This window comes from Thermocatellispora tengchongensis, from assembly GCF_014202315.1.
GTDB classification, from domain to species: domain Bacteria; phylum Actinomycetota; class Actinomycetes; order Streptosporangiales; family Streptosporangiaceae; genus Thermocatellispora; species Thermocatellispora tengchongensis.
Window position 1 is genome coordinate 43,194 of sequence record NZ_JACHGN010000027.1, and the last position, 24,098, is coordinate 67,291.

Here is a 24,098-nt window from a genome sequence, read left to right on the forward strand (position 1 = left end):
GCGGTCGCCGGTGGCGGGCGGTGGGGGGACGCGGATGCCGGTAGGGGGGCGGCCGGGTTGTGGGGGGCCTCGGACACGCGGCTGCTGTCCGGGGCCTGGCCGCAGGGGGGTGGCGCCGCTGAGCCTACGCCCCCGAGCATGCCGCGTCCGGACAGGGCTTCGGACATGGCTTCGGACATGGCTTCGGACGTGGCTTCGGACATGGCTGTGCGTCCGGACATGGTGGCGAATATGCCGCTGGCGGCGTTCGGGCCCTCGCCCATGCCGGTGCGGCCGGAGTCGCGGGGGGAGTCGGCGCGCGAGGGGAGCGGGGGGCGGTTCCGGCTGGTTGTGATGCCGGGGGCGGCGGGGGGCGAGCGGCCGGTGTGGGTCGTAGCGCTGATGGCCGCCGGGTACGCCCTGTTCGTCATGCTGATCGGGCTGTGGCTCGGTGGCGGGCAGCCGCTCCCGGCGGAGGCCGGTGGGCTGCCGAGCCCGGGGGCCTTCGTGGCGTGGGCGATACCGGTGACGCAGCTCGCCCGTGACGCGTGCGCCATCCTCACCGTGGGCATGCTGCTCGGGGCGGCGGTCCTGGTGCGGTCGCGGGGCGCCCTGGCCGGACCCGCCGCGCGTTGCGTGCGCGCCGCCGGGTTGTGGGCGCTCGGGTGGGCCGCCTGCGCGGCGTTCGCCGTGTTGCTGGCGCTGGCCGACTTCGTGACCGTGCCGCTCACCGGGCTCGGCTCCGTGGACGGACTGGCCGGGCTCGCGCTCTCGCTCGCCCCTACGCGGGCGATGCTCCTCACCGTGGCCGCGGCGCTGGCCGTGGCGGTCGGCGGGCACCTGGTCAGGCGGCGGGAGGGGGCCGCGGCGCTTCTCGGCACGGCGGTGCTCGGGCTGTTGCCCGCCGCGTACGCCGGGCACGCCGCCACCGGCGACGACCACATGGTGGCCACCTCCGGCATGCTGGTGCACACCGTGGCCGTCGCGCTGTGGATCGGCGGGCTGGCCGCGATCGTGTTCCCGCTGCGCGGGGCGCGCGCCGAGCTGCCCGCCGCGGTCACCCGGTTCAGCGCGGTCGCGCTGGCCTGCTTCGCCGCCACCGGCGTGTCCGGGCTGGCCGGCGCCTGGGTCAGGACGGGCGGGCCCGCGGAGCTCTTCGGCTCCGCCTACGGCGTGCTGGTGCTGGGCAAGATCGTGCTGCTGGGCGCGCTCGGCTACATCGGGTGGCGGCACCGGAGCACCACCGTGGCGGGGCTGCGCGAGGGGCGTACCGCGTGGCGGCCGTTCCTGCGGCTCGCGGCCGGGGAGATCATGGTGATGGCGGCGGCGGCCGGGCTGGCGGTCGCGCTGTCGCGCACCCCGCCGCCGGTGACCGCGCAGGACCTGAGCGTCGCGCGGGTGCTGCTCGGCTACGACCTGCCGGTGCTCGACCCGGCCCGCCTGGTCACGCTGTGGCGGCCCGACCCGCTCATCCTGCTGTCCCTGGCCGGGGCCGCGCTGGCGTACGCGGCGGGGCTGCGCCGCCTGCGCGGGGCGGGGGAGACCTGGCCGCGCCACCGCGTGCTCGCCTGGTTCTGCGGGGTGGCGGTGCTGGCGTTCGCGCTGGCCGGGGGCGTCGCGGCGTACGCGCCGGCGTTGTTCTCCGTGCACGCCGTGCAGCACGTGATGCTCGGCGTCGTGGCCCCGGTCCTCCTGGTACGCGGCGCGCCCGTCACCCTCGCCACCCGCGTGTGCGGCGAGCGCGCCGAGGCGTGCGTGCGCCGCCTGCTGCCGCTGACCCGCCCGCCGGTCGTGCTGGTGGCCTTCGCCGTCCCGCCCGTGGCCCTCTACCTCGGCGGCCTGTACGAGCCCGCCCAATCCGGCCACGCCGTCCACCTGCTCGCCGTGCTCGCCACGCTCGGCTCGGGCCTGTTGTTCTTCGGCGTGGTCCTGGGCGGTGCCGGCGGGCTCGACCTGGGCACCCGCCGGCTGATGGCGCGGATCGCGATCCCCGGCGTCACGCTGGTCGCGCTCGCCGTGATCCTGGGGCCGCCGATCGCCCCGGAGTGGTTCGCCCGGCTGCGCCTGCCGTGGGCCCCCGATCCGGCGGTGGCGCAGGACGCGGGCGGCGCCCTGTGGGGCCTGCTCACGGTCACCGCCCTGCTCGGCCTGCTCGCGCTGCTCGCCGGACGCCGCCGCCGGGGCAGGCGGCGCGCCCGCGCCCGGTTCCTGCCCTGACCGTCGCGGCCGGGGCGGTCAGGTGTGCCGCTCGGCCTTGATCCGGGCCGCCAGCGCGGCGGCCTGGGTGCGGCGCTGCATGTTGAGCTTGGCCAGCAGGTTGGAGACGTAGTTCTTGACGGTCTTCTCGGCCAGGAACAGCCGCTCGCCGATCTGCCGGTTGGTCAGCCCCTCGCCGATCAGCTCCAGGATGTGCCGCTCCTGCTCCGACAGCGCGCCGAGCGGGTCCTTGCGGGCCGTCTGGTCGCGCAGCCGCGCCAGCATCGCGGCGGTGGTCTGCGGGTCGAGCAGCGACTGGCCCGAGGCGACCGTCCGTACCGCGCCGACCAGGTCCGAGCCGTGGATCTGCTTGAGCACGTAGCCCGCCGCGCCCGCCATGACCGCGTCGAACAGCGCCTCGTCGTCGGCGAAGGAGGTCAGCATCAGGCAGGCCAGCTCCGGCACCCGGGAGCGGACCTCGCGGCAGACGTCCACGCCGTTGCCGTCGGGCAGGCGCACGTCGAGCACGGCGACGTCGGGCCGCAGGGCCGGGATGCGGGCGACGGCCGACTCGGCGGTGCCGGCCTCGCCGACCACCTCGATGTCGTCCTCGGACTCCAGCAACGCGGCCACGCCCCGGCGCACGACCTCGTGGTCGTCTACGAGGAACACGCGAATCATGACGCAACGCTATCCCTCCCCTCGCCGCCGCCAGTAGGGGCGAAAGTCCCGCCGCCCGAGGGGTCCGCGCGCAGGCCGGGTACGAGCGCCAGCGTGACCGCCACCGAAGCCACCGCCATCACCGCCATCGCCGTCGCCGGGCCGGTGTGCTCGGCCACCGCGCCCGCGATCCCCGCGCCGACGCCCTGCATGGTCACCATCCCCGCCGAGTGCAGGCCCAGGGCGTGCCCGCTCATCTCCTCCGGGGTCAGGGCCAGCAGCCGGTCCTGGAGCAGCAGGCTCGCGGCGTACCCGACCGAGGCCAGGGTGACGGCGGCCACCGCGACCGGCAGCGCCGGGTCCAGCGCGAAGACCAGGTACGGCACCGCCAGCAGCAGGCGCAGCGGGGCGTCCAGCCGCCCGCGCCAGGCGGGCGGGGTGAACCGGCCGGTCAGCGTGTCGCCGGCGAGCATGCCGAGGGCGGCGCAGGCGAACAGCAAACCCGCGTGCCCGGGGGCGTACGGGACGTACAGCGACTCGCACCCCACGATCAGGCCGTTCGGCACCCACAGCGCCAGGTAGACGTACCGGCGGGGCCGCGAGGACCACAGCAGGACGTTGCCGCGCCAGGTCTCCGCGATCGACGGCCGCCCGGCGGCGCGCGGCGGCCTGCGCCGCAGCCCGAAGCGGGCGACCGCGGCGGCGGCGAGGTGGAGCGCGGCGGCGGCGAGGAGGGTCTGCCCCGGGGAGAGCACCGCGATCAGCGCGCCGCCGGCGGCGAACCCGCAGATCTGCACCGCTCCGACCGACATGTTCAGCACCGAGCGGCCCAGCAGGTAGTCCTCGCGCGGCAGGATCTCGGTCAGCAGCCCGTAGCGCACGCCCCCGGCCACGGCGGCGAGCATGCCGAGCGCCAGCACCACGGCGAACATCGCCGCCAGGTGCAGCCCCGGCACGGCCAGCAGCAGCGTGCCCAGGGCGAAGACGACCTCCACGCCCGTCAGCGCGGCCCGCGGCGGCAGCCGGTCGGCCGCCGACAGCAGCGCGGTCGCGCCCACCGCCTGGGCCAGCGAGGGCCCGAACATGCTCAGGGCCGACAGCAGCGGCGATCCGGTCGCCGCGAACACCAGCGTGCCGAGCGCCAGCCCGCTCACCGTGGACGCCCCCACCATCAGGGTGCCGGTCCCGAACAGGGCGGCGAATCCCGGCGTACGCCACAACTCCCGATACGTAGCCACGGACCGGAGTCTCGGCAGGGCGGCTGCCGGCCCGTTACTGTTTCGCACGCACGCGAAACCTCCGAAAAAGGGGTGCCATGGGCTGGTGGCAGGTCAACGCCGACACCCTCGCCGGCAGCCGGTTCGCCGTCTCCCCGCTGGCCGAGGCCACCGCGAGCCTGATCGTCCTGCACCGCGCCGTCGCCGGGCACCCGGGCGAACGCGCCTGGCTCGACGCGCACCTGCCCGCGTACCGCGAGCGGCTGGCGGCCGACCCGGTCACCGCGCTCCTGGTGAGCGCCGCCCTCGGCCGCCGCTGGATCGCCGACTTCCTCGTGCCCACCCCCACCGGCGAGGACGACCCCTGCTTCGAGGAGGAGCTGGATCGCGTCCGCGCGGCCCCGCCCGGCTCCGCCCGCGACGACCTCACCCTCTCCCTGCGCGGACCCCTCCCGGCCGAGCTGCACCGCGACGACCTGCCCGCGCGCATGGCGGACCTGCTGCGCTGGGTCTGGCACGAGACCGTCCTGCCCACCTGGCCCCGGCGCCGCCGGGTCATCGAGGCCGACGTGGTCGCCCGCACCGCCCGCCTGGGCCAGGGCGGCTGGGCCGCCGCCCTGGGCGGCATGCGCCCCGGCATGCGCTGGCTCGGCGAGGGCCGGCTCCAGATCAACGCCCACGACAACCCGCCCCGGGTGATCTCCGGCGCCCAGCTCCTGTTCGTCCCGGTCACCCCCGGCAAGGGCTGGGTCTCCTGGGACGCCCCCCGCCGCTACGCCGTCATCTACCCCTGCTCGGGCGCCCTCGCCGACCCCGCCCGCACCCCGGTCCCCGAATCGCTCGGCCGCCTGCTCGGCCCGGCCCGCGCCACGGTCCTGGTCCTCCTGGACACCCCCAAGAGCACCACCCAGCTCGTCGCCCTGACCGGCCAGGCCCTGGGGTCGGTGGGCCGCCACCTGAAGATCCTGCTGGACGCCGGCCTGGTGACCCGCCGCCGCGCCGGCCGCTCCGTCCTCTACTACCGCACCCCCGCCGCCGAGGCCCTCCTCCAGGCCCAGGATCGCCGGGCGGAGTACGGCGCTGATCCGGGACCTTAAGTTAGGCTAGCCTAAAGGCGTGATCTCTTCCGCCCCGCCTTCTGGAGCCGTGTCCCAGGAGGCCGTCCCCGTACGGCGGGCGGGGTGGCGGTTCGCCGGGCTGGTCGTGCTGGGCGGGGTGCTGGCGCTGACGGTGGTGGCCAGCGTCGCGCTGGGGGCGCAGTCGATCCCGTTCGAGCGGGCGGTCGCGGGGGTGTTCGCGCCCGACGGCTCGCAGAGCGCGCTGATCGTGCAGGAGCTGCGGCTGCCGCGTACGCTGCTCGGGCTGGCCGTCGGCGTGGCGCTGGGGCTGGCCGGGGCGCTGATGCAGGCGCTGACGCGCAACCCGCTGGCCGAGCCGGGGCTGCTCGGGGTGAACGGCGGCGCGGCGGTCGCCGTGGTGTCGGTGATCGCGCTGCTGCGGGTGGACGACGTGCTGGTGTACGTGTGGGCCGCCTTCGCCGGGGCCGCGGTGGCGGCGGTGGCGGTCTACCTGATCGGCTCGCGCGGACGGGCCGTGGCCTCGCCGGGGCGGCTGGTGCTGGCCGGGGCCGCGGTCAACGCGGTGGCCGTGGCGCTCACGAACGGGATCATGCTGCTCAGCCCGCGCAGCTTCGGCGGGTTCCGGTTCTGGCAGGTGGGGTCGCTGGCCGGGCGCGACCTGGGCACGCTGCTCCGGGTGCTGCCGTTCCTGGGGGCCGGGGTGCTCATCGCGCTGCTGCTGGCCCGGCCGCTGAACGCGCTGGCCCTGGGCGAGGACGCCGGGCGGTCCCTGGGGGCGCGGCCCGAGCGCACCCGGGCGCTGGGCGCGGTCGCGGTCGTGCTGCTGTGCGGCGCGGCCACCGCCGCCGCCGGGCCGATCGCGTTCGTCGGGCTCGCGGTGCCGTTCGTGGTGCGGGCGCTGGTGGGGCCCGACCAGCGGTGGGTGCTGCCGTACTCGGCGCTGCTCGCGCCGGTGCTGCTGCTGGCGGCCGACATCGCCGGACGGCTCGTGGTGCCGCCGGGCGAGCTGGAGACCGGGATCGTCACCGCGTTCCTGGGGGCGCCGATCTTCGCCCTGATGGTCCGCCGGGGAAGGGTGCCGAAACTGTGAGCGAGCGTAGCGAGCGAACCGGTGAGCACAGCAGTCTCCGGCTCACAGCCCCGACGAAGGAGGGGCTGTGAGCCGCGTGCTGCGGGCGGGGGGACTCTCGCTGCGGTGGGAGCCGCGTGCGGCGGCGATCTGCCTGGTGCTGGCCGGGGCGGCGCTGGCCGCGGCCGTGGTCGTCGTGGGCACCGGGGACGTGCCGATCACCGTGGGCGAGGTGCTGCAGGCGCTGACCGGGCAGGGGCACCCGGGCACCGAGTTCATCGTGACCACGCTGCGGCTGCCGCGCGCGGTCACCGGGGCGCTGGCCGGGCTGGCGCTCGGCATGAGCGGGGCGATCTTCCAGAGCATGTCGCGCAACCCGCTGGGCAGCCCCGACCTGATCGGGTTCAGCACGGGTTCCGCGACCGGCGCCCTGGTGCAGATCCTGGTGCTCGGCGGCGGGGCCGCGGCCGTGGCCGCCGGTTCGGTTGCGGGGGCGGTGCTGACCGCGCTGGCCGTGTACGCGGTCGCCTACCGGCGCGGGCACGGTGTGCACGGCATGCGGCTGGTGCTGGTGGGCGTGGCCGCGGCGGCGATGCTGGAGGCGCTGAACGCGTACCTGATCACCCGGGCCGAGCTGCGCGAGGCGTACGAGGCGGCGTTCTGGCTGACCGGCAGCCTGAACAACCGGGGCTGGGACCACGCGCGCCCGCTCGCGTTGGCGGTGCTGGTGCTGGTCCCGCTGGCGCTGGCGTCCGGGCGGGCGCTGCGCATGGGCGAGCTGGGCGACGACGCGGCGCAGGCGCTGGGCGTGCCGGTGCAGCGCTCGCGGGCCGTCCTGGTCGTGGCCGGGGTGGGGCTGTGCGCGGCGGCCACCGCCGCCGCGGGACCGGTGCCGTTCGTGGCCCTCGCGGCCCCGCAGCTCGCCCGCAGGCTGACCCGCCGCACCGGCCCGCAGCTCCTGCCGGCCGCGGCGATGGGCGCGGCCCTGCTCGTCTGCGCCGACCTGGTGTCGCTGAAGCTGCCGGTCCCGGTGCCGGTCGGGGTGGTCACCGGCGTGCTCGGCGGGGTGTACCTGGCCTGGCTGCTGGCGGCCGAGGCGCGGCGCGGCCGGGCCTGAGCGCGAGGGCGCGACACGCCCGTCCTGGAATTGCGCGAACGGCGTGAAAGTGTTAGATCTCTATTAGCACTCTATGATTGAGAGTGCTAAGCGTTGAGGTGGAATCACCGGTCAGGCAGCCCTTCCCGTCCCCCTACGAGGATTGTGTGCGATGCGGTCTTTCCTGGATCTCCTCGGCCGTGACATGGCAGTCGATCTCGGTACGGCCAACACCCTGGTGTATGTGCGCAACCGGGGCATCGTCCTGGACGAGCCCTCCGTGGTGGCCTTGAACACCCGCACGGAGAAGATCGTCGCGGTGGGCGCCGAGGCGAAACGGATGATCGGCCGCACCCCCGGGCACATCATCGCCATCCGCCCGCTCGCCGACGGGGTCATCACCGATCTCGACGTCGCCGAGCAGATGCTGCGCTACTTCATCCAGAAGGTGCACCGCCGGCGCTACTTCGTCCAGCCGCGCGTCGTCGTCGCCGTGCCCAGCGGCACCACCGGCGTCGAGCAGCGCGCCGTAAAGGAGGCGGGATACCAGGCGGGCGCGCGGCGGGTGTACATCATCGAGGAGCCCATGGCCGCCGCGATCGGGGCGGGGCTGCCGGTGCACGAGGCGGTCGGCAGCATGGTCGTCGACATCGGCGGCGGCACCACCGAGGTGGCGGTGATCTCGCTGGGCGGGATCGTCACCGCCCGCTCGCTGCGGGTCGGCGGCGACGAGCTGGACCAGGCCATCATCTCCTACGTCAAGAAGGAGTACTCCCTGCTGCTCGGCGAGCGGACCGCCGAGGAGGTCAAGATCGGCATCGGCTACGCCTGGCCGCAGCAGGAGGAGGCCAAGATGGAGGTCCGCGGGCGCGACCTGGTCAGCGGCCTGCCCCGGACCGTCATGGTCACCGCCGACGAGGTGCGCGAGGCGATCGAGGAGCCGGTGCACATGATCATCGACGCGGTGCAGACGGCCCTGGACCAGTGCCCGCCCGAGCTGGCCGGCGACCTGGTGCAGACCGGCATCACGCTGACCGGCGGCGGGGCCCTGCTGCGCGGGCTGGACCGCCGCCTCGCCGAGGCGACCGGCATGCCGATCAGGGCGGTGGACAACCCGCTGCACTCGGTGGTGCTGGGGTCGGGCCGCTGCGTGGAGGAGTTCGGCCGGCTGAACGGCGTGCTGGTGCCCGAGCCGCGGCGCTGAGGGCGTACCGGCAGGGTTTCTTTTTCCGACACGGGGGAGTGACATGCGCCTATTTCGTCCTTCCCGCCTGCTCGCCGTGCTGGTCGTCGCCTGCGCGGTGCTGATCACCCTGGACATGCGGGGCCACGCCTCCGTTTTGCGCGGGCTCGGCGCGGCCGTCACGGGCCCGGCCGAGCACGCGCTCGCGGCGGCGGCCCGGCCGGTGACCGGCCTGGCGGGCGCGGGCGACGCCCAGAGCCGCGTGCGCGAGCTGGAGCGGCGCAACGCGCAGCTCGCGGCGGAGCTGTGGGCCGAGCGCGCGGCCCGCGAGCGCGAGGAGCGGGGTGGCGCCGTACGGGCCGCGCACCCGCGGCTCGGCCTCGTCACCGCCGCCGTCATCGCGGCCCGCGGGCACACCGTGACGATCGACGCCGGCACCCGCGACGGCGTCGCCGCCGGCATGGGGGTGGTGACCGGCGACGGGCTCGCCGGCAGGGTGGTCCAGGCGGGCCCGGCCGTCGCGACCGTGCTGCTGCCCACCGCCCCGGCGGGCGGCGTCGGGGTCCGGATGGCGGAGACCGGCGAGATCGGCACGGTCACGGGCGCGGAATCGGGCCACGAGGGGCTGCTGCGGCTGCGGCTGCTGGACGCCGACGCGCGGCTCGCCGTGGGACAGCGGGTGGAGACGCTGGGGTCGGCCGGGTGGCGGCCGTACGCGCCGGGGGTGCCGGTCGGCACGGTGGTGGCCGTCGATCCGCCGCGCGACCCGCTGGCCCGCACCGCCCTCGTCCGGCCCGCCGCCGCCCTGACCAGGCTGGACGTGGTGGGAGTGATCACAGCGGCCGGAAAGGGGGCGCGCGATGACGCGGGCTAGGCTCGCCGCGGCGGTCGTGCTCGCCCCCCTGCTCCAGGTCGTGCTGGCCGAGCGGCTGCCCGTGCGGCCCGACCTGGTCCTGCTCGTGACCGTGGTCGCCGGCCTGTCCCGCGGGCCCGTGGCGGGGGCGGTCGCGGGGTTCGCCGCGGGCCTGATGACGGACCTGATCCCGCCCGCCCTGCCCCCCGCCGGCCGTACCGCGCTGGTGCTGTGCCTGACCGGGTACCTGTGCGGGCTGCTGCGCGGCCTGCCGGCGCCGGCCGGGATCGCCCTGGGGGTCGCGGCCGGCCGCATCGCCTTCGCCTGCGCCGCCCTGCTCCCCGGCGTGTGGCCCGCGCCCGCCCAGCACCCGCTGGCCGCCGTGCCGTACGACCTGCTGCTCAGCCCTCTGGTGTGGTTCCTCCTCGCCCGGCGCCGCCGGGACCGCCACCGGATACCGCTAGAGAGGATCACCGATGCGACCTCCCTCGCATCCTCGCCTGCTCGTGGTGCACCTGATGGTGGCCGCGCTGTTCGTCTCGCTGCTCGGCCGCCTGTGGCAGGTGCAGATCCTGGACGGCGAGCGCTACGCACGGGCCGCGGTCGCCGACCACGTGCGGCACGTCGTCATCCCGGCCGTGCGCGGGCGCATCGTTGACGCCCGCGGCCGTCCTCTCGCCCGCAACCGCACCGCGATGACCGTCACGGTGGACCGCGTCGCGCTGGGCCGCATGCCCGACGGCGGGCGCGCCGTGCTGCGGCGGCTGGCCGGCGTCCTGGACCGCCCGTACGCCGAGATCGCCGAGCGCATCCGGCTGTGCGGGCCCGGCGTGGCCGAGCCGTGCTGGGCCGGATCGCCGTACCGGCCGATCCCGGTCGCGGAGGGGGTGGACGAGCGCGTCGCCATGCGGGTCGTGGAGCGTCCGGAGGACTTCCCCGGCGTGAGCGCCGAGCCGCAGCCCGTACGCGACCACCCGCGCGGCCGGCTCGCCGCGCACGCGCTCGGCTACCTCGCCCCCTCCGACACCCCCGCCGAGGACGGGACCGGCCTGGTGGGCAAGGACGGCCTGGAGGCCGCCTACGAGGCCGACCTGCGCGGACGTCCGGGCGGCAAGGACGTCGTCGTGGACAGCTCCGGCCAGGTGCTGCGCACGGTGCGCGAACGCGCCCCGGTCTCCGGCTCGACCCTGGTCACCAGCATCGACGCGAGCGTGCAGGAGGTGGTGGAGAAGGCGCTGGAGCGGGCCGTGCACCGGGCCAGGAAGGACGGCAGGCCGGCCGACTCGGGGGCCGCGGTGGTGATGGAGGCGCGCACCGGGCGCGTGGTCGCGATGGCGGCGTACCCGGACTACGACCCGGAGGTGTGGACCGGCGGCATCCGCCCCAAGGACTACCGGCGCCTGACCGGCGGCGGGGGCGACGGCGGGGCGCTGGTGGCGCGCGCCGTGCAGGGGCAGTGGCCGCCCGCCTCCACCTGGAAGGTGGTCTCCACCGCCGCGGCGGCCGACGCCGGTTACGCCCTGCGCGGCCGCTACGACTGCTCGGGCTCCTACCGGATCGGCGACCGGGCCTTCCGCAACTTCGGCGGGGTCGCCCACGGCGTCATGGACCTGCGCCGGGCCCTGGTGGTGTCGTGCGACACGATCTACTACCGGTTCGCGCATCAGATGTGGCTGAAGGACGAGCGGGCCGAGCGGCCCGCCGACCCGATGCAGGCCATGGCCCGCGCCTTCGGCTTCGGCGAGAAGACCGGCGTGGACCTGCCGGGCGAGGCCGAGGGCCGCGTGCCCGACCGGAACTGGAAGCGGGAGTACTGGGAGCAGACCAAGGAGCAGGCGTGCCGGGACGCGCGCACCGGCTACCCGCGCCTGGCCCAGAGCGACCCCGGCCGGGCCGCCTACCTCAAGGCGATAGCCGCGGAGAACTGCGCCCGCGGGTACGTCTGGACCGCCGGGGACGCGGCGAACTTCTCCATCGGGCAGGGCGACGTGCTGGTCACGCCGCTGCAGCTCGCCCGCGCGTACGCGGCGCTGGCCAACGGCGGCACGCTGTTCAGCCCGCGCCTGGGCAAGGAGGTGCGCGGGCCGGACGGCCGGGTGGTGCGCACCATCACCCCGCCGGTGGCCGGACGCCTGCCGGTCCCGGACGGGACGCTCGCCTACATGCGCCGCGCCCTGGCCGAGGTGCCCAGGACCGGCACGGCCGCCGCCGCGTTCTCCGGCTTCCCGTTCGGCAAGCTGGCCGTGGCGGGCAAGACCGGCACGGCCGAGGCGTACGGCGAGGAGGACACCTCCTGGTTCGCCTCCTTCGCCCCGGCCCGCGACCCCGAGTACGTCGTGGTCGCGGTGATCTCCCAGGGCGGCTCGGGCGGCGAGGCCGCGGCCCCGGCCGTACGGGAGATCTGGTCCGGCATGTACGGCCTGGAGGGCCGCCCGGCCGCGCTGCCGAAGGAGCGCGACCGGTGACCGCGATCCTGGCCGCGCCCCTGCGGGCCGCCCGCCGACGCATGGACTGGCCGCTGCTGTCCGCCGTCACCGCGCTGTCGCTGATCGGCCTGCTGCTGGTGTGGTCGGCCACCCGGCCGCGGCTGCTCGCGGCGGGGGAGGACCCTCAGACGTACGTCAAGCGGCAGCTCGCCAACGTGCTCGTCGGGCTGGCCGTGCTGACCGCCGTCGCGCTGGCCGACCACGGCACCCTGCGCGCCTGGACCCCGCCCGCCTACGTGGCGTCCTGCCTGGGCCTGGCCGCCGTGCTCACGCCGCTCGGCAAGACCGTCAACGGCTCGCGCTCCTGGATCGGCGTGGGGCCGCTGGACGTGCAGCCGTCGGAGCTGGCCAAGGTGGCGCTGGTGCTCGGCCTGGCCACCCTGCTCGGCGACCGGCCGGGCGGGGAGCGGGCGCCGCGCGGCGCGCAGGTCGCCCTGGCCCTGGCCGCCACCGCCGCGCCGCTCGGGCTGATCATGCTCCAGCCCGACCTCGGCACCGCCGTGATCATGGTGGTCACCGCGTTCGGCATGCTGGTCGTCGCCGGTGTGCGCTGGCGCTGGCTGGCGCTGCTGGTGGCGGCCGGCGCCGCGGCGGCGGCCTCGGCGTGGTTCCTGGGCCTGCTGCGCCCGCACCAGGTGCAGCGGCTGCTCACCTTCGCCGACCCGATGGCCGACCCGCAGGGCGCGGGCTACAACGCCGTGCAGGCCCTGGTCACCGTGGGCTCGGGCGGGCTGGGCGGGCACGGTCTGTTCCGCGGCGACCAGACCGGCGGCCGGTTCGTCCCCGAGCAGCACACCGACTTCGTCTTCACCGTGGCGGGGGAGGAGCTGGGCTTCGCCGGGGCCGCGCTCGTCCTGCTCCTGCTGTGGTGGGTGCTGTGGCGCGCGCTGGGCATCGCCTCGCGCGCGGTCACGCCGTACGGGACTCTGGCCGCGGCCGGGATCGTGTGCTGGTTCGCGGCGCAGACGTTCGTCAACGTCGGCATGACGATCGGCCTCGCGCCGGTGGTCGGCGTGCCGCTGCCGTTCGTCTCGTACGGCGGGTCCTCCGTCGTGGCCTGCATGGCCGCGGCGGGCGTGCTGATCTCGGTCCACCGCCAGACCGCCCGCCGCCTGTGACGGCCAGGCCGCGACCGCCAGGCTTGTGACGGCCGGGCTTGTGACGGCCGGGCCGCGACGCTCAGGCGAGGAGCCGGGAGGCGATGCTGGTCCAGTCGTCCTCCGGCTCCTCGGCCTGCCGGTCCATGATCCGGTCGGCCGCGGCGGCGAACGCCTGGAGGCCGCGCAGCAGGGCGATGCGGCCCGCCTGCGGCATCTCGTCCAGGACCTGGATGAGGTCGGCGCGGCGGCGCTGCTCCATCTCCTCCACCAGGGCGCGGCCCGCCGGCGTCAGCGCCAGCGTCAGCTCGCGCCGGTCGTCCTCCCGGTGGGAGCGGCGGACCAGGCCGGCGGCCTCCAGCCGGTCGCACAGCCGGCTGGCCGAGGACGGCACCGCGCCGAGGGCGGCGGCCAGCCGGCCGAGGTTGACCGTCTCGTGCTGCTCGATGGTGAGCAGCGCCTGGAGCTGGACGGAGGAGATCCTGGTGGCGAACGCCTGGCGGGAGCGGCCCCAGACGGCTACCAGGGCCGCCGCCTCCCTCTCGATCATGGACCAGGGGGCGGTGGAGGGCGAGTCGGCATGCGGCACGTGCTGATCGTTCACATCGCTATCCACTCGACGAGGTGATCCTGGACACGAATGATGCCACCTGGAGCTCCCCGGGCAAGGGATCACCCGGTCCAGTCGAGGCATGTGACCACCGCATCGTCGGTCACCTCCAGCCCTTCGCGGAACTCCAGCAGGCCGCGGATCATGGTGCGGACCGCCTCGTCGGCGGGCTGCATCCGGGTGGAGCGCACCAGGTTCTCCAGCGGGGTGCCGCCGAAGCTCGCGCCGGAGGGCGAGCGGGAGGCGTACACGCCGTCGCTGGCGACGATCAGCCGGTCGCCGGGCCGGAGCCGGTGGTGCTGCTCGGTGTAGGCCGTGTTGCCGAACATGCCGAGCGGGAGCTGCTGCTCCAGCTCGATCTGGCGCACCCGGCCGTCGCGCATCAGCAGGACCTGCGGCGATCCGGCGTCCACCAGGAACAGATCGCCGGTCGTGGCGTCGAAGCGCAGCAGCAGGCTGGAGACGTGCCGCTCGCCGCCGTACTGGGCGTAGATCGCCTCGTCGGCGAGCCCGGCCTGCTCGTCCAGGCCGGCGCCGGAGCGCCGCGCGTTGCGCAGGGCGGTGATGGCCAGCGTCGTGAGCAGCGCGGCCTCGATGCCCTGGCCCATGCCGTCGGTGACCGACATCATCAGCCGCCGCGGGCCGCAGGTCCAGTCGAAGTTGTCGCCGTAGACCTCGTACGCCGGCTCCAACTGCCCGGCCAGCCGGTAGCCCTCGCCCTGGTGGCCGCGGCCGGGGAGCAGGCCCCACTGCATCTCGGCGGCCAGGGTGAGCCGGGCCATGCGGCGTACGCGCTGGTAGCGGTCGGTGATCCGGTCGGCGCCGCGCAGGGCGTGCCCCAGCGCGGTGGCGATCTCGGTCAGCTCGGCCAGGGTCTCCGAGCCGGGGGGCTGGGCGAACTCGACGGCCAGCACGCCCACGCGCTCGCCGCACGCGCTGACCGGCAGGTAGATCAGCCGGCCGTCCTCGGCGCGCTGGGGCACCTGGGCGGCGAAGGCGCGGCCGGCCGGGCTCGCGTCGATCAGGTCGCCGCGTGCGCCGGGCGGCAGCACGTCGAGCACCGGGCGCAGGGCGACCAGCGCGTAGTCGGCGAGGAGCACCTCCAGCCTCTCGACCGGATAGTGCAGCGTGACGGTGTCACGCAGCGCCTCCACGACTCCGTACGGTGGCGCCGCGTGCATCGCGTTCTGGACCGCGTGAAGGCATTCGGGGATGGTTCCCACCTGATCGTCCTCTTTCCCTGTGCCGTACGGCACGTTTCCCTGTGCCTGCGGCACGACGTTTGCACAGTAGCAACCAACTCGGGAGGGTAGACGCGTCCGCGTGGGGTAGTCGGGATGTCCGCCGTAGATCCGTTATATTTGCCATACTGCAAGTAATGGGCGGTGTGGAGAGGGTGTCCATGCTGGGTGAGAGACAGCGCGCGCGTGAGGAGATCGCGCGGGTGGTGGGCGCGCATCGGGAGCGTATCGTTGCGGCCTGGATCGTGGCGCAGGAGGGCGGCGCGGCCACCGCGGGGGCCGTCGGCGGCGAGGAGCTGCGCGAGGACGCCGAGACCCTGGTCTCGTGCCTGCTGGAGGCGCTGACCTCCCCGGTGCCCGTCGAAGGGCTCGTGGCCCGCTCCGCCCCGCTCAAGAGCGCCGTGACCGGCCTGTCCCACCGCTGGGCCAGGATCGGCGTCTCCGCCACCGCCATCGCCCGCGCCGTCTTCTCGCTCAAGGACTCCTGCGCCGCGATCCTCGCCGAGGAGACCCCCGACCTGGAGTTGCGGCTCGACGCCACCGAGCTGCTCTGCCGGATCTTCGACGACGCCGCGCTGCTGACCTTCCAGTCCTACGTGGACGGCCGCGAAGAGATCATCCAGCGGCAGAACCGGCAGCTCCTGGAGATCTCCACCCCCGTCGTACGCCTCTGGCGCGGGGTGCTGGCGGTGCCGCTGATCGGCACCCTCGACAGCGGCCGGGCCCAGATCGTGATGGAGAGCCTGCTCAAGGGCATCCAGGAGCACGAAGCCGCGGTCGCGATCATCGACATCACCGGGGTGCCCACCGTCGACACCGCGGTGGCCCAGCACCTCATGCAGACCGTCGCGGCCACCAGGCTGATGGGCGCCGACTGCATCCTCAGCGGCATCCGCCCCCAGATCGCCCAGATGATCGCCCGGCTCGGCATCGACCTGTCCGAGATCATCACCAGGTCCTCCCTGGCCGACGCGCTCACCGCGGCCATGCGCATGGTGGACGACCTGCGGCCCGCCGAGGAGGCCCGGAGCGAGAGCGCCCTCATCCCCTGACCATCACATGAGCGCTTCAGAGATCCCCATCCTCCGCCTCGGCACGGTCCTGCTCGCGGGGCTGGGCAGCGAGCTGGACGACAAGACGGCGGTGCTCTTCGCCGACGAGCTGAGCAGGCAGGTGGCCGACACCGGCGCCCGCGCCGTCGTCCTCGACATCACAAAGCTGGACGTCATCGACTCCTTCGCCGCCCGGATCCTCGTGGAGATCGCCACGATGGCCCGCCTCCTCGGCGCGCGGGTCGTCCTGGCCGGGATGCGTTACCCCGTCGCGATCACGCTGGTCGAACTCGGGCTCGGCCTGCCCGGCGTGCTGACCGCGCTGTCGGTGGAGCACGCGTTGAAGAAGCTTTCCACGCCCGAATCGCCGCGCGAACGGCCGGGAGGGTCACGTGTCCGATAGCCGAGTGGCGACGGCCGGCGAGGGGCGCGTGAGCTCGCTGCCCATCCGCGCCGAGGACGACCTGCTCGCCGCCCGCCACGCCGTGCGGGCCGCCACCCTGGAGGCCGGCTTCGGGCTGGTGGCCCAGACCAAGCTGGTCACCGCCGCCAGCGAACTGGTGCGCAACTGCTACGTCCACGGCGGCGGCGGGAAGCTGGTGATCGAGCACCTGGTCCCGCCGCCCCGGGCCGGGCTGCGGCTCACGATCTCCGACCAGGGGCCCGGCATCGGCGACCTCGAAGCCGCGCTGACCGACGGCTACTCCACCGGGGCGGGCCTCGGCCACGGCCTCGGCGGCGCCCGGCGGCTGGTGGACGAGTTCCACCTGGACACCTCCCCCGAGCGGGGCACCACAGTGGTGATCACACGCTGGGTGAACTGATGAGCGTCACCACCGAGATCCGGGTGGACCACGAGAGCGCGGTCGCCCACGCGACCTCGGTGGCCCGGCGCGCCGCGCGCGCCGCCGGGCTGCCCCCTCTCCTGGCCGAGCACGCGGCGGTCGCCGCCTCCGAGCTGAGCAGCAACATCACCAAGCACACCCAGGGCGGGACCCTGCTGGTCCAGCCCTCCCCGGAAGAAGGGCTGGAACTGCTGGCCATCGACCACGGCCCCGGCATGGACGACGTCGGCCTGTGCCTGACCGACGGCTACAGCAGCACCGGCACGCTGGGCAGCGGCCTGGGCGCGGTACGCCGGCTGGCGACGACGTTCGGCGTCTTCTCCCACCCCCGCCGCGGCACCGCGATCTTCGCCCGCTTCGGCGGCGCCCCCTCGCCCCCCAGGACGGCCACCCTGCGCCTGCCCGCGCTCGGGCACGACGGCTCCGGCGACGTCGTCGCGCTCGCCGAGACCGACCGGGCCACCGTCGCGCTGGTGGCCGACGGGCTCGGCCGGGGCGGCGACGCCGAGCACGCCGGGCGGCGCGCCGAGCGGGCCTTCCTGGCCGAACCCGACGCGCCCCTGCCGGTCCTCATGCACGCCATCCACGCCGCCCTGCGCCACTCCCGCGGGGCCGCGGCGGCACTGATCCGGCTGCCGCGCAGTGGCGCCGAGGCCGAGTTCTGCGGCGTCGGCAACGTGGCCGGGGCCGTGCTCGCCGGCGACGCCCCGCCGGTCACGCTGGCCCCGCAGCCCGGCACCCTCGGGCTGCGCATGCCGGAGCCGCGCGTCCAGACCGTGCCGCTGCCGCCCGGCGCGACCGTGGTCGCGCACAGCGACGGCATCTCCCAGAGCTGGCTGCGCGCCGCCGGCGAGTGGCTGTTCCCCCAGGCCCCGCCCCTGCTCGTGGGCCTGCTCGCCCGCGACCACCGCCGCCTTCGCGACGACGCGAGCGCGGTCGCCGTACGCGGCAGGAGGCCGTGATGGACAAGCCCGCCGCCGGCGACACCCACCCCGAGGTCCGCTCCGGCCGCGAAGAGGAGCTGAGACGGCGGGTCGAGACCCTCCAGGACGAGCTGGGCAAGCTCAAGGACGAGCTGGCCAAGACCAACCAGGGCGTCCTGGCCCTGGTGGTGGAGCTGGAGGAGCGCGACGAACAGCTCCGCCGCGCCCACCGCAGGATCTTCCGCGAGCTGGAGGACGCGCTGCGCCCGCCGCTGCCGACCGTGCAGGGGGTGGATCTCGCGGTCTACTACGCCTCGGCCGAAGACGACGCCCCCACCGGCGGCGACCTGTACGACGTGCTCCGCCTCCCCGGCGGCGACCTGCACATCGTCGTGGTGGACGCGGCGGGCCACGGCGTCGCCAGCACCCGTGCCGCCCTCACCATCATCCACGCCGTACGCGTCCTCGCCCTGGCCGGCGAGCCCCCCGAGACCCTGGTGGAACGCGCCGCCACCCTGCTCCGCCCGGTCTACCCCGACCTCGTCGCCACCCTCGTCGTCGCCCGCTTCGACCCCGGCTCCGGCGCCATGCGCGTCGCCTCGGGCGGCCACCCGCCGCCCCTGCTCGTCCCGCCGTACGGCGACCCGCACTACGTCGAAATCCTCGGCCGCGGCATCGGCTACCCCGACCCCGGCAGCGACGTGATCGCCGAACACCGCCTGACCCCGGGCACCCTGGTCCTCTTCTACACCGACGGCCTGGTAGAGGCCATGCGCAACCTCAACGCCGGCCTCGACGAACTCGCCGACCTGGGCGGCCGCTACCGCGCCCTGCCCGTGGACGACCTCACCGACTCCATCGTCCGCGTCATGCACCGCCAGGTCCTCCACAGCGACGACACCCTCCTCCTGGCCATGCGCTGGACCCCACCCGCCTGACCCCTCCCGGACCGGTCGAGGAACGCACGTGCCGGGATCAATCCCGGCCAGGCCCGGCACACGAGGTTGGTGGCCCTGCTCGCGGGGTTCCCGGGTCCGGGTGATGGGGCGGTGGGTTGGGGGGCCGCCTGCCCGCGCGACTTCCGGCCGGGGTAGTGAGCGGCGGGCATTGCGCGAGGCGGCTGAGGAAGGCTCGCGCCCGGTGCCCAGGCCCTGGCCGGTGTGCCCAAGGCATGCGCGACGTGGGACGAGTGGTCGCAGGGGCATGCGCTCTGGCTGCCCCCGCCACCCCACCACGGCCGCGCGGAGACAGGGGCTGCGCACGCGGGTCACCCACACCACCCCCACCACGACCGCCCGCAAGGGCCGCACGGAAGCGGGGCCGGCGGGCGGGCTCGTGGCGTGGGCGCAGCCCTCGCCCGGATCGCGTCCCGGTCGGGCCCGCACCCGCTCCGTGGGGCCCTGCCCGGCCCGCGCGACTCCCGGCCCGGGGAGTGGCGGGGGCGGGGCCATAGGGCGAGGCGGCTGAGGAAGGCTCGCGCCCGATGCCCCGGGCCACGTGCGGCGTGGGCGCGGGCCCGTCCGGATCGTCTGGAAGGGCCCCATCCGCGCCTGCTGCGTTGGGCCCCTGCCCGTGCGTCTTCCGGCCGGGGTGGTGGGTTTGGCGGGACGGGGCTTGGAGGCCCAGGCGTCGGCCTGCGTGCAGTAGGTGTGCGCGAAGCGTGGGGGGAGGTGAGGGCCGTGGGCGGGGGCGTGGTGTGGGTCCAGCGGGGGGCGGGCCGCGCTCTGGGGGCGGGCGCGGGTTCGGGCCGGCCCCGGATCGGCTGCACCGGCTCGCCTGGGGCTTTCGGGTGGGCGTTGACGGGGGTTTCGGGACGAATTAGGTTAGCCTTACCTAAGGCTAAGGGGAGCTCTGTGCTGACCAGGGAAGAACTGCACGATTCGCTGACGGAAGTGCTCGGTGAGCGGGTGGGCGCCGATGAGAACCTGATCGAGGCCGGCATGGACTCGATTCGGCTGATGAGCCTGACCGGGCGGCTGCGCAAGCGGGGGATCGAGGTGGGGTTCGCCGAGCTGGCGCAGCGGCCGACGCTGGCGGAGTGGTGGGAGCTGCTGGCCGAGCGGGGGGCGCTCGCGGACGCGGCGGACGCGCCCGCCTCCTCGGTGGGGGGCGGGGGAGAGGGCGGGCCCGCCGAGGGGGAGGCGTTCCCGCTCGCGCTGATGCAGCACGCGTACTGGATCGGGCGCGACTCCGGGCAGGCGCTCGGGTCCGTGGCCGCCCACCTGTACGTCGAGCTGGACGGGCGGGCGATCGACCCGGGGCGGTTCGAGGACGCGGTGCGCGAGCTGGCGCGAAGGCATCCGATGCTGCGCGCGGCGGTGTCCGACGACGGCACCCAGCGCGTCCTGCCCGAGCGGCCCGGTCCCGCCGTGACCGTGCACGACCTGCGGGACGTGCCCGATCCCGGCGCGGAGCTGGAGCGGGTGCGCGAGGAGATGTCGCGGCAGCGGCTGCCCATCGAGGACGGGCGGGTGTTCGACGCCCGGCTCAGCCTGCTGCCCTCGGGCCTGGCCAGGTTGCACCTCGACGTGGACATGGTGGCCGCCGACGCGATGAGCTACCGGACGATGCTCGCCGACCTGGCCGCGCTGTACCAGGGCGAGAGCCTGGAGCCGATCGGCTACACCTTCGCGCGCTACCTGGCCGACGACCCGCGCCGGGAGGCCCGCGAGCGTGACCGGCAGTGGTGGGCGGGGCGGCTGGGCGAGCTGCCCGGACCGCCGGAGCTGCCGGTCGTGGCCCAGCCCGGCGACCGGGTGGTGCGCAAGCACCACTGGCTGCCCGGCCCGGACAAGGAGCGGCTGATCGCGCGGGCCCACCGGGAGGGCGTCACCCCGGCGATGGCCCTGGCCGCGATCTTCGCCGAGGTGATCGGCGCCTGGTCGGCCACGCCGCGCTTCCTGCTCAACCTGCCGTTGTTCCACCGCGAGCCGGTGCACCCCGACGTGGACAAGGTGGTCGGCGACTTCACCGGCTCGATCCTGCTCGACGTGGACCTGTCGGCCGAGCTGCCCTTCGCCGAGCGGGCGCGGGCCGTCCAGGCCAAGCTGCACGAGGCGGGCGCGCACAGCGACTACTCCGGCCTGGAGGTGCTGCGCGACCTGTCCCGGGCGCGCGGCGAGCAGGTGCTGGCCCCGATCGTCTACACCAGCGCGCTCAACCTGGGCGAGCTGTTCGGCGAGCAGGTGCGCGAGCGGTTCGGCGAGCCGGAGTGGATCATCTCCCAGGGCCCGCAGGTGCTGCTGGACGCCCAGGTCACCGAGGTGTCGGGTGGGCTGCTGCTGAACTGGGACGTACGCGACCCCGCCTTCCCCGAGGGCGTCGCCGACGCGATGTTCGCCGCCTACACCGAGGCGATCACCCGGCTGGGCGCGCCCGGCGCCGACTGGACCGAGCCGCTGCGCCCCGGTCCCGGCCCCGACCGGCTCGCGCTGCGGGATCGGCTCAACTCCCAGCCGCCACCGCCCGCGCGCACCCTGCACGAGGAGTTCTTCGCCCGCGCCCGCCGCCACCCCGGCCGGCCCGCCCTGTACTGGGGCGCCGACGGCACGCTGACGTACGGCGAGCTGGCCGAGCGCGCGCTGCGCACCGCCGCGCACCTGGTGGAGCAGGGGGTGCGGCCCGGCGACCGGGTCTCGGTGGAGCTGCCCAAGGGGCCCGAGCAGGCCGTCGCCGTGCTCGGCGTGCTGGCGGCGGGGGCGGCGTACGTGCCGATCGGGGTGGCCCAGCCCGCCGCCCGCCGTGAGCGCATCCTGAAGGCGGCCGGGGCGGTCGCCTCGGTCACCGAGCCCGTCACCCACCCGGAGCCCCTGGCCGGGCCGGTGCCCGTCGCGCCGGAGCAGGTGGCGTACGTGCTGTTCACCTCCGGGTCCACCGGCGAGCCGAAGGGCGTGGAGGTCTCGCACCGGGCGGCCATGAACACGATCGGCGACCTGGTGGAGCGCTTCGCGCTGGCGGAGACGGACGTCTCGCTGGCGGTGTCGGCGCTGGACTTCGACCTGTCGGTGTTCGACCTGTTCGCGCTGTGGCAGGCCGGCGGCGCGGTCGCGATCCCGGAGGAGGACGACCGCCGCGACGCCGGGCGCTGGTCGGAGCTGGTGTCGCGCCGGTCGGTCACCGTGCTGAACTGCGTGCCCTCGGTGCTGGAGATGCTGCTGCAGGCCGGCCCGGCGCCGACGCTGCGGCTGGTGCTGCTCGGCGGCGACTGGGTGGGCGTCCACCTGCCCGCGCTGCTGGAGGACCGCGCCCCCGGCTGCCGGTTCGTCGCGCTCGGCGGCACCACCGAGACGGCCATCCACTCCACCGTGATGGAGGTGCGCGCGGGCGAGATCCCGGCCGACTGGACCGCAGTCCCGTACGGCGTGCCGCTGCGCGGGGTGGCCTGCCGGGTCGTGGACGAGCTGGGCCGCGACCGCCCCGACTGGGCGGAGGGCGAGCTGTGGATCGGCGGGCACGGCGTGGCCGACGGCTACTGCGGCGACCCCGAGCGCACCGCCGACCGGTTCGTCACCCACGAGGGCGTGCGCTGGTACCGCACCGGCGACATGGCCCGCTACCGCCCGGACGGCGTCCTGGAGTTCCGCGGGCGGCGCGACCACCAGGTGAAGATCCGCGGGTTCCGGGTGGAGCTGGGCGAGATCGAGGCCGCGCTGGAGGCCCACCCGGGCGTACGCCGGGCGGTGGCGCTGCTCGCCGGCACCCGGCTCGCCGCCGCGGTCGTCCCGGCCGCCGGGCCGGTGGACGCGGAGGACCTGCGCGCCCACGCGCGCGAGCTGCTGCCCCCGCACATGGTGCCCGACGTGGTGGTGCCGCTGGCGGAGCTGCCGCTGACCGCCAACGCCAAGGTGGACCGCAAGGCGCTGGCGGCGCTGGCCGCGGGCGCGGCCGGCGCGGGCGGCGCCCCGTACGCCGAGCCGCGCACCGCCCTGGAGAAGGTGCTGGCCCGGGTCGTGGCCGGGGTGCTCGGCGTGGACCGGGTGGGCGCGCACGACGACTTCTTCGCCCTCGGCGGGGACTCGGTGCTGGCCACCACGGTCCTCGCCCGGCTGCGCGACGCGCTGGACACCCCGTCGCTGCCGCTGCGTGCGCTGTTCGCCGAGCGCACGGTCGAGGCCGTGGCCGCCCGCTTCGTACAGGAGGAGGCGAACCCCGGCCGGCTGGAGGCGGTCGCGGAGATCTGGCTCGCCGTGGAGGACATGACCGACGAGGAGGTCGAGCTGGCCGCCGCCTCACTCGGCGGCGCGGGACTCGGCGGTGGTGTCGGTGGAGGTGTCGGCGGGGGCCTGGGCGATGGTGGCGGCGCGCAGGCGCGGCAGTGACAGCGCCATGGCCAGCGCCAGCACGGCGCTGATGCCGCCGTAGAGGGCGATGGCGGCGCCCGGGGCCAGGTGGCGGCCCAGGGCGCCCGCGCCCAGCGAGCCCAGGGCGTGGCCGCCGGTCTCCTGCGCCGACCACAGGGCGTTCACCCGGCCCAGGTACGCGTCGGGCGTGTGGCTCTGGATCAGGCCGTAGCGCAGGATCTCCTCCACCGAGGCCGCGAACCCGTACGCCAGCATGATCGCGACCGCGACGGCCGGGTGCCCGGCCAGGCCCAGGCTGCCCAGGATCGCGAACCCGCAGATCGAGGCGGCGAGCAGGGCCTTGCCCGGCGAGCGCAGCCCGGCCGTCCAGCCGCTGGTGACCGAGGCGAGCACGGCCCCGCAGGCGGGCGCGGCGTACAGCAGGCCGACGGTCGTGGGGCCGCCGCCGAGTTGCAGCGTCGCGAACGCCGGCATCAGCACCGGGATGCCGCCCGCGACCATCCACAGCAGGCCGAGCAGCATCAGGGAGCCGACGACGCGATGTGTGGCCACGAAGCGCAGGCCCGAGGCGATGGCCCGCAGCGGGTTCTCCGCCGTCCCGGCCTCCGGGCGCAGTACGGGCAGCCCGGTGAGCAGGCCGAGCGTGGCCAGGGTGCCCACGGCGGCGGCGGCGTAGTTCCAGCCGACCCCGAACGCCGAGACGGTCACCCCGCCGAGCGCGGGCGAGACCATCGAGCCCAGGCGCACGGTGAGCGTGTTCAGCGCGCCCGCCGCGACCAGCTTGTCCGGCCCGACCAGCGCTGGCGTGGCGGCCAGCAGCGCGGTGACGCTGACGCCGGTGGCCAGGCCGTCCCAGGCCGCCAGCACGTAGATCGCGGCCAGCGACGGGGCGGGCAGGAACGCGTTCAGCGTCAGCAGCGCGAAGCCGGCCCCGGCCACGGCGCGCGCGATCAGCATCAGCCGGCGCCGGTCGTGCCGGTCGGCCAGCACGCCGCCCCACAGGAACCCGGCGAGCAGCGCGAAGCCCTCGGCCGAGGAGACCGCGCCGACGTGCACGGTGGAGCCGGTCATGTCGTAGACCTGGACCGGCACCGCGACCATCAGCATGCCGATGCCGAACACCGACACCGTGCGCGCGATGAACACGTTCCGGAACGCCTTGCTGGTCGTGAGGGGGGTGATGTCCATGGCGACACGGCGGCGCGGCATATG

At 75.5% G+C, this 24,098-nt stretch carries 20 protein-coding genes; 15 read left to right on the top strand and 5 right to left on the bottom strand.

The window, feature by feature from the left end:
- Nucleotides 1-201 precede the first annotated feature (201 nt).
- The gene (locus tag HNP84_RS43265; RefSeq protein WP_185055909.1) at nucleotides 202-2,196 is read left to right on the top strand and encodes a bifunctional copper resistance protein CopD/cytochrome c oxidase assembly protein; all 1,995 of its coding nucleotides are present in this window, start codon (nucleotides 202-204) and stop codon (nucleotides 2,194-2,196) included.
- An 18-nt stretch (nucleotides 2,197-2,214) separates the two neighbouring features.
- On the opposite strand, the gene HNP84_RS43270 is transcribed toward HNP84_RS43265, so the two are convergent.
- Both HNP84_RS43270 and HNP84_RS43275 read right to left on the bottom strand, forming a co-directional pair.
- Nucleotides 2,215-2,856, bottom strand: a complete 642-nt coding sequence (locus HNP84_RS43270; RefSeq protein ID WP_185055910.1) for a response regulator transcription factor — start codon at nucleotides 2,854-2,856, stop codon at nucleotides 2,215-2,217.
- Nucleotides 2,853-4,073, bottom strand: a complete 1,221-nt coding sequence (locus HNP84_RS43275) for an MFS transporter (protein WP_185055911.1) — start codon at nucleotides 4,071-4,073, stop codon at nucleotides 2,853-2,855. The genes HNP84_RS43270 and HNP84_RS43275 overlap by 4 nt, the downstream gene beginning before the upstream one ends.
- Nucleotides 4,074-4,150: 77 nt before the next feature.
- On the opposite strand from HNP84_RS43275, the gene HNP84_RS43280 reads away from it, so the two are divergent.
- The 8 genes from HNP84_RS43280 to rodA all read left to right on the top strand — a co-directional run bounded on the left by HNP84_RS43280 (nucleotide 4,151) and on the right by rodA (nucleotide 12,936).
- Nucleotides 4,151-5,149: an ArsR/SmtB family transcription factor gene (locus tag HNP84_RS43280; RefSeq protein WP_185055912.1), complete on the top strand. Its 999-nt coding sequence runs from the start codon at nucleotides 4,151-4,153 to the stop codon at nucleotides 5,147-5,149.
- A gap of 19 nt (nucleotides 5,150-5,168) precedes the next feature.
- The gene (locus tag HNP84_RS43285) at nucleotides 5,169-6,221 is read left to right on the top strand and encodes an iron chelate uptake ABC transporter family permease subunit (protein WP_185055913.1); all 1,053 of its coding nucleotides are present in this window, start codon (nucleotides 5,169-5,171) and stop codon (nucleotides 6,219-6,221) included.
- A 67-nt stretch (nucleotides 6,222-6,288) separates the two neighbouring features.
- Complete coding sequence (locus tag HNP84_RS43290; RefSeq protein WP_185055914.1) at nucleotides 6,289-7,317, top strand: FecCD family ABC transporter permease; 1,029 nt, start codon at nucleotides 6,289-6,291, stop codon at nucleotides 7,315-7,317.
- Nucleotides 7,318-7,468: 151 nt separating this feature from the next.
- Nucleotides 7,469-8,500 carry a rod shape-determining protein gene (locus HNP84_RS43295; RefSeq protein ID WP_185055915.1) on the top strand — a complete coding sequence of 344 codons (1,032 nt, stop codon included), beginning with the start codon at nucleotides 7,469-7,471 and terminating at the stop codon, nucleotides 8,498-8,500.
- Between the two features lie 43 nt (nucleotides 8,501-8,543).
- Nucleotides 8,544-9,353, top strand: coding sequence for a rod shape-determining protein MreC (gene mreC, locus HNP84_RS43300; protein ID WP_185055916.1), 810 nt, complete (start codon nucleotides 8,544-8,546; stop codon nucleotides 9,351-9,353).
- The gene (locus tag HNP84_RS54290; RefSeq protein ID WP_246519387.1) at nucleotides 9,340-9,990 is read left to right on the top strand and encodes a hypothetical protein; all 651 of its coding nucleotides are present in this window, start codon (nucleotides 9,340-9,342) and stop codon (nucleotides 9,988-9,990) included. Before mreC ends, HNP84_RS54290 begins: the two co-directional genes overlap by 14 nt.
- Nucleotides 9,875-11,797 carry a penicillin-binding protein 2 gene (mrdA, locus tag HNP84_RS43305; protein WP_246519398.1) on the top strand — a complete coding sequence of 641 codons (1,923 nt, stop codon included), beginning with the start codon at nucleotides 9,875-9,877 and terminating at the stop codon, nucleotides 11,795-11,797. The genes HNP84_RS54290 and mrdA overlap by 116 nt, the downstream gene beginning before the upstream one ends.
- Nucleotides 11,794-12,936 carry a rod shape-determining protein RodA gene (rodA, locus tag HNP84_RS43310; protein WP_312926997.1) on the top strand — a complete coding sequence of 381 codons (1,143 nt, stop codon included), beginning with the start codon at nucleotides 11,794-11,796 and terminating at the stop codon, nucleotides 12,934-12,936. The genes mrdA and rodA overlap by 4 nt, the downstream gene beginning before the upstream one ends.
- Nucleotides 12,937-12,997: 61 nt before the next feature.
- Here the strand turns inward: rodA and HNP84_RS43315 are convergent, their stop codons facing one another.
- Nucleotides 12,998-13,519, bottom strand: coding sequence for a MarR family winged helix-turn-helix transcriptional regulator (locus HNP84_RS43315; RefSeq protein ID WP_221337489.1), 522 nt, complete (start codon nucleotides 13,517-13,519; stop codon nucleotides 12,998-13,000).
- A 68-nt stretch (nucleotides 13,520-13,587) separates the two neighbouring features.
- Nucleotides 13,588-14,679 carry a PP2C family protein-serine/threonine phosphatase gene (locus tag HNP84_RS43320; protein WP_221337490.1) on the bottom strand — a complete coding sequence of 364 codons (1,092 nt, stop codon included), beginning with the start codon at nucleotides 14,677-14,679 and terminating at the stop codon, nucleotides 13,588-13,590.
- 248 nt (nucleotides 14,680-14,927) lie between these two features.
- Between HNP84_RS43320 and HNP84_RS43325 the strand changes: the two genes are divergently transcribed.
- From HNP84_RS43325 to HNP84_RS43350, 6 genes are all read left to right on the top strand, one after another.
- Nucleotides 14,928-15,818 (top strand): STAS domain-containing protein, encoded by an 891-nt coding sequence (locus HNP84_RS43325; RefSeq protein WP_185055918.1) that lies wholly within the window; start codon nucleotides 14,928-14,930, stop codon nucleotides 15,816-15,818.
- Between the two features lie 7 nt (nucleotides 15,819-15,825).
- Nucleotides 15,826-16,221, top strand: a complete 396-nt coding sequence (locus HNP84_RS43330; protein WP_185055919.1) for an STAS domain-containing protein — start codon at nucleotides 15,826-15,828, stop codon at nucleotides 16,219-16,221.
- Nucleotides 16,211-16,642, top strand: a complete 432-nt coding sequence (locus HNP84_RS43335) for an anti-sigma regulatory factor (RefSeq protein WP_312926999.1) — start codon at nucleotides 16,211-16,213, stop codon at nucleotides 16,640-16,642. Before HNP84_RS43330 ends, HNP84_RS43335 begins: the two co-directional genes overlap by 11 nt.
- Nucleotides 16,642-17,625, top strand: a complete 984-nt coding sequence (locus tag HNP84_RS43340) for a SpoIIE family protein phosphatase (protein ID WP_185055920.1) — start codon at nucleotides 16,642-16,644, stop codon at nucleotides 17,623-17,625. The genes HNP84_RS43335 and HNP84_RS43340 overlap by 1 nt, the downstream gene beginning before the upstream one ends.
- Nucleotides 17,625-18,524 (top strand): PP2C family protein-serine/threonine phosphatase, encoded by a 900-nt coding sequence (locus HNP84_RS43345; RefSeq protein ID WP_185055921.1) that lies wholly within the window; start codon nucleotides 17,625-17,627, stop codon nucleotides 18,522-18,524. Before HNP84_RS43340 ends, HNP84_RS43345 begins: the two co-directional genes overlap by 1 nt.
- A gap of 915 nt (nucleotides 18,525-19,439) precedes the next feature.
- Nucleotides 19,440-22,904 carry a non-ribosomal peptide synthetase gene (locus tag HNP84_RS43350; RefSeq protein ID WP_185055922.1) on the top strand — a complete coding sequence of 1,155 codons (3,465 nt, stop codon included), beginning with the start codon at nucleotides 19,440-19,442 and terminating at the stop codon, nucleotides 22,902-22,904.
- Here HNP84_RS43350 and entS read toward each other — a convergent pair.
- A complete protein-coding gene (entS, locus tag HNP84_RS43355; RefSeq protein ID WP_185055923.1) occupies nucleotides 22,815-24,095 on the bottom strand; it encodes an enterobactin transporter EntS in 1,281 nt (426 codons plus the stop codon). The genes HNP84_RS43350 and entS overlap by 90 nt on opposite strands.
- Between the last annotated feature and the right edge of the window lie 3 nt (nucleotides 24,096-24,098).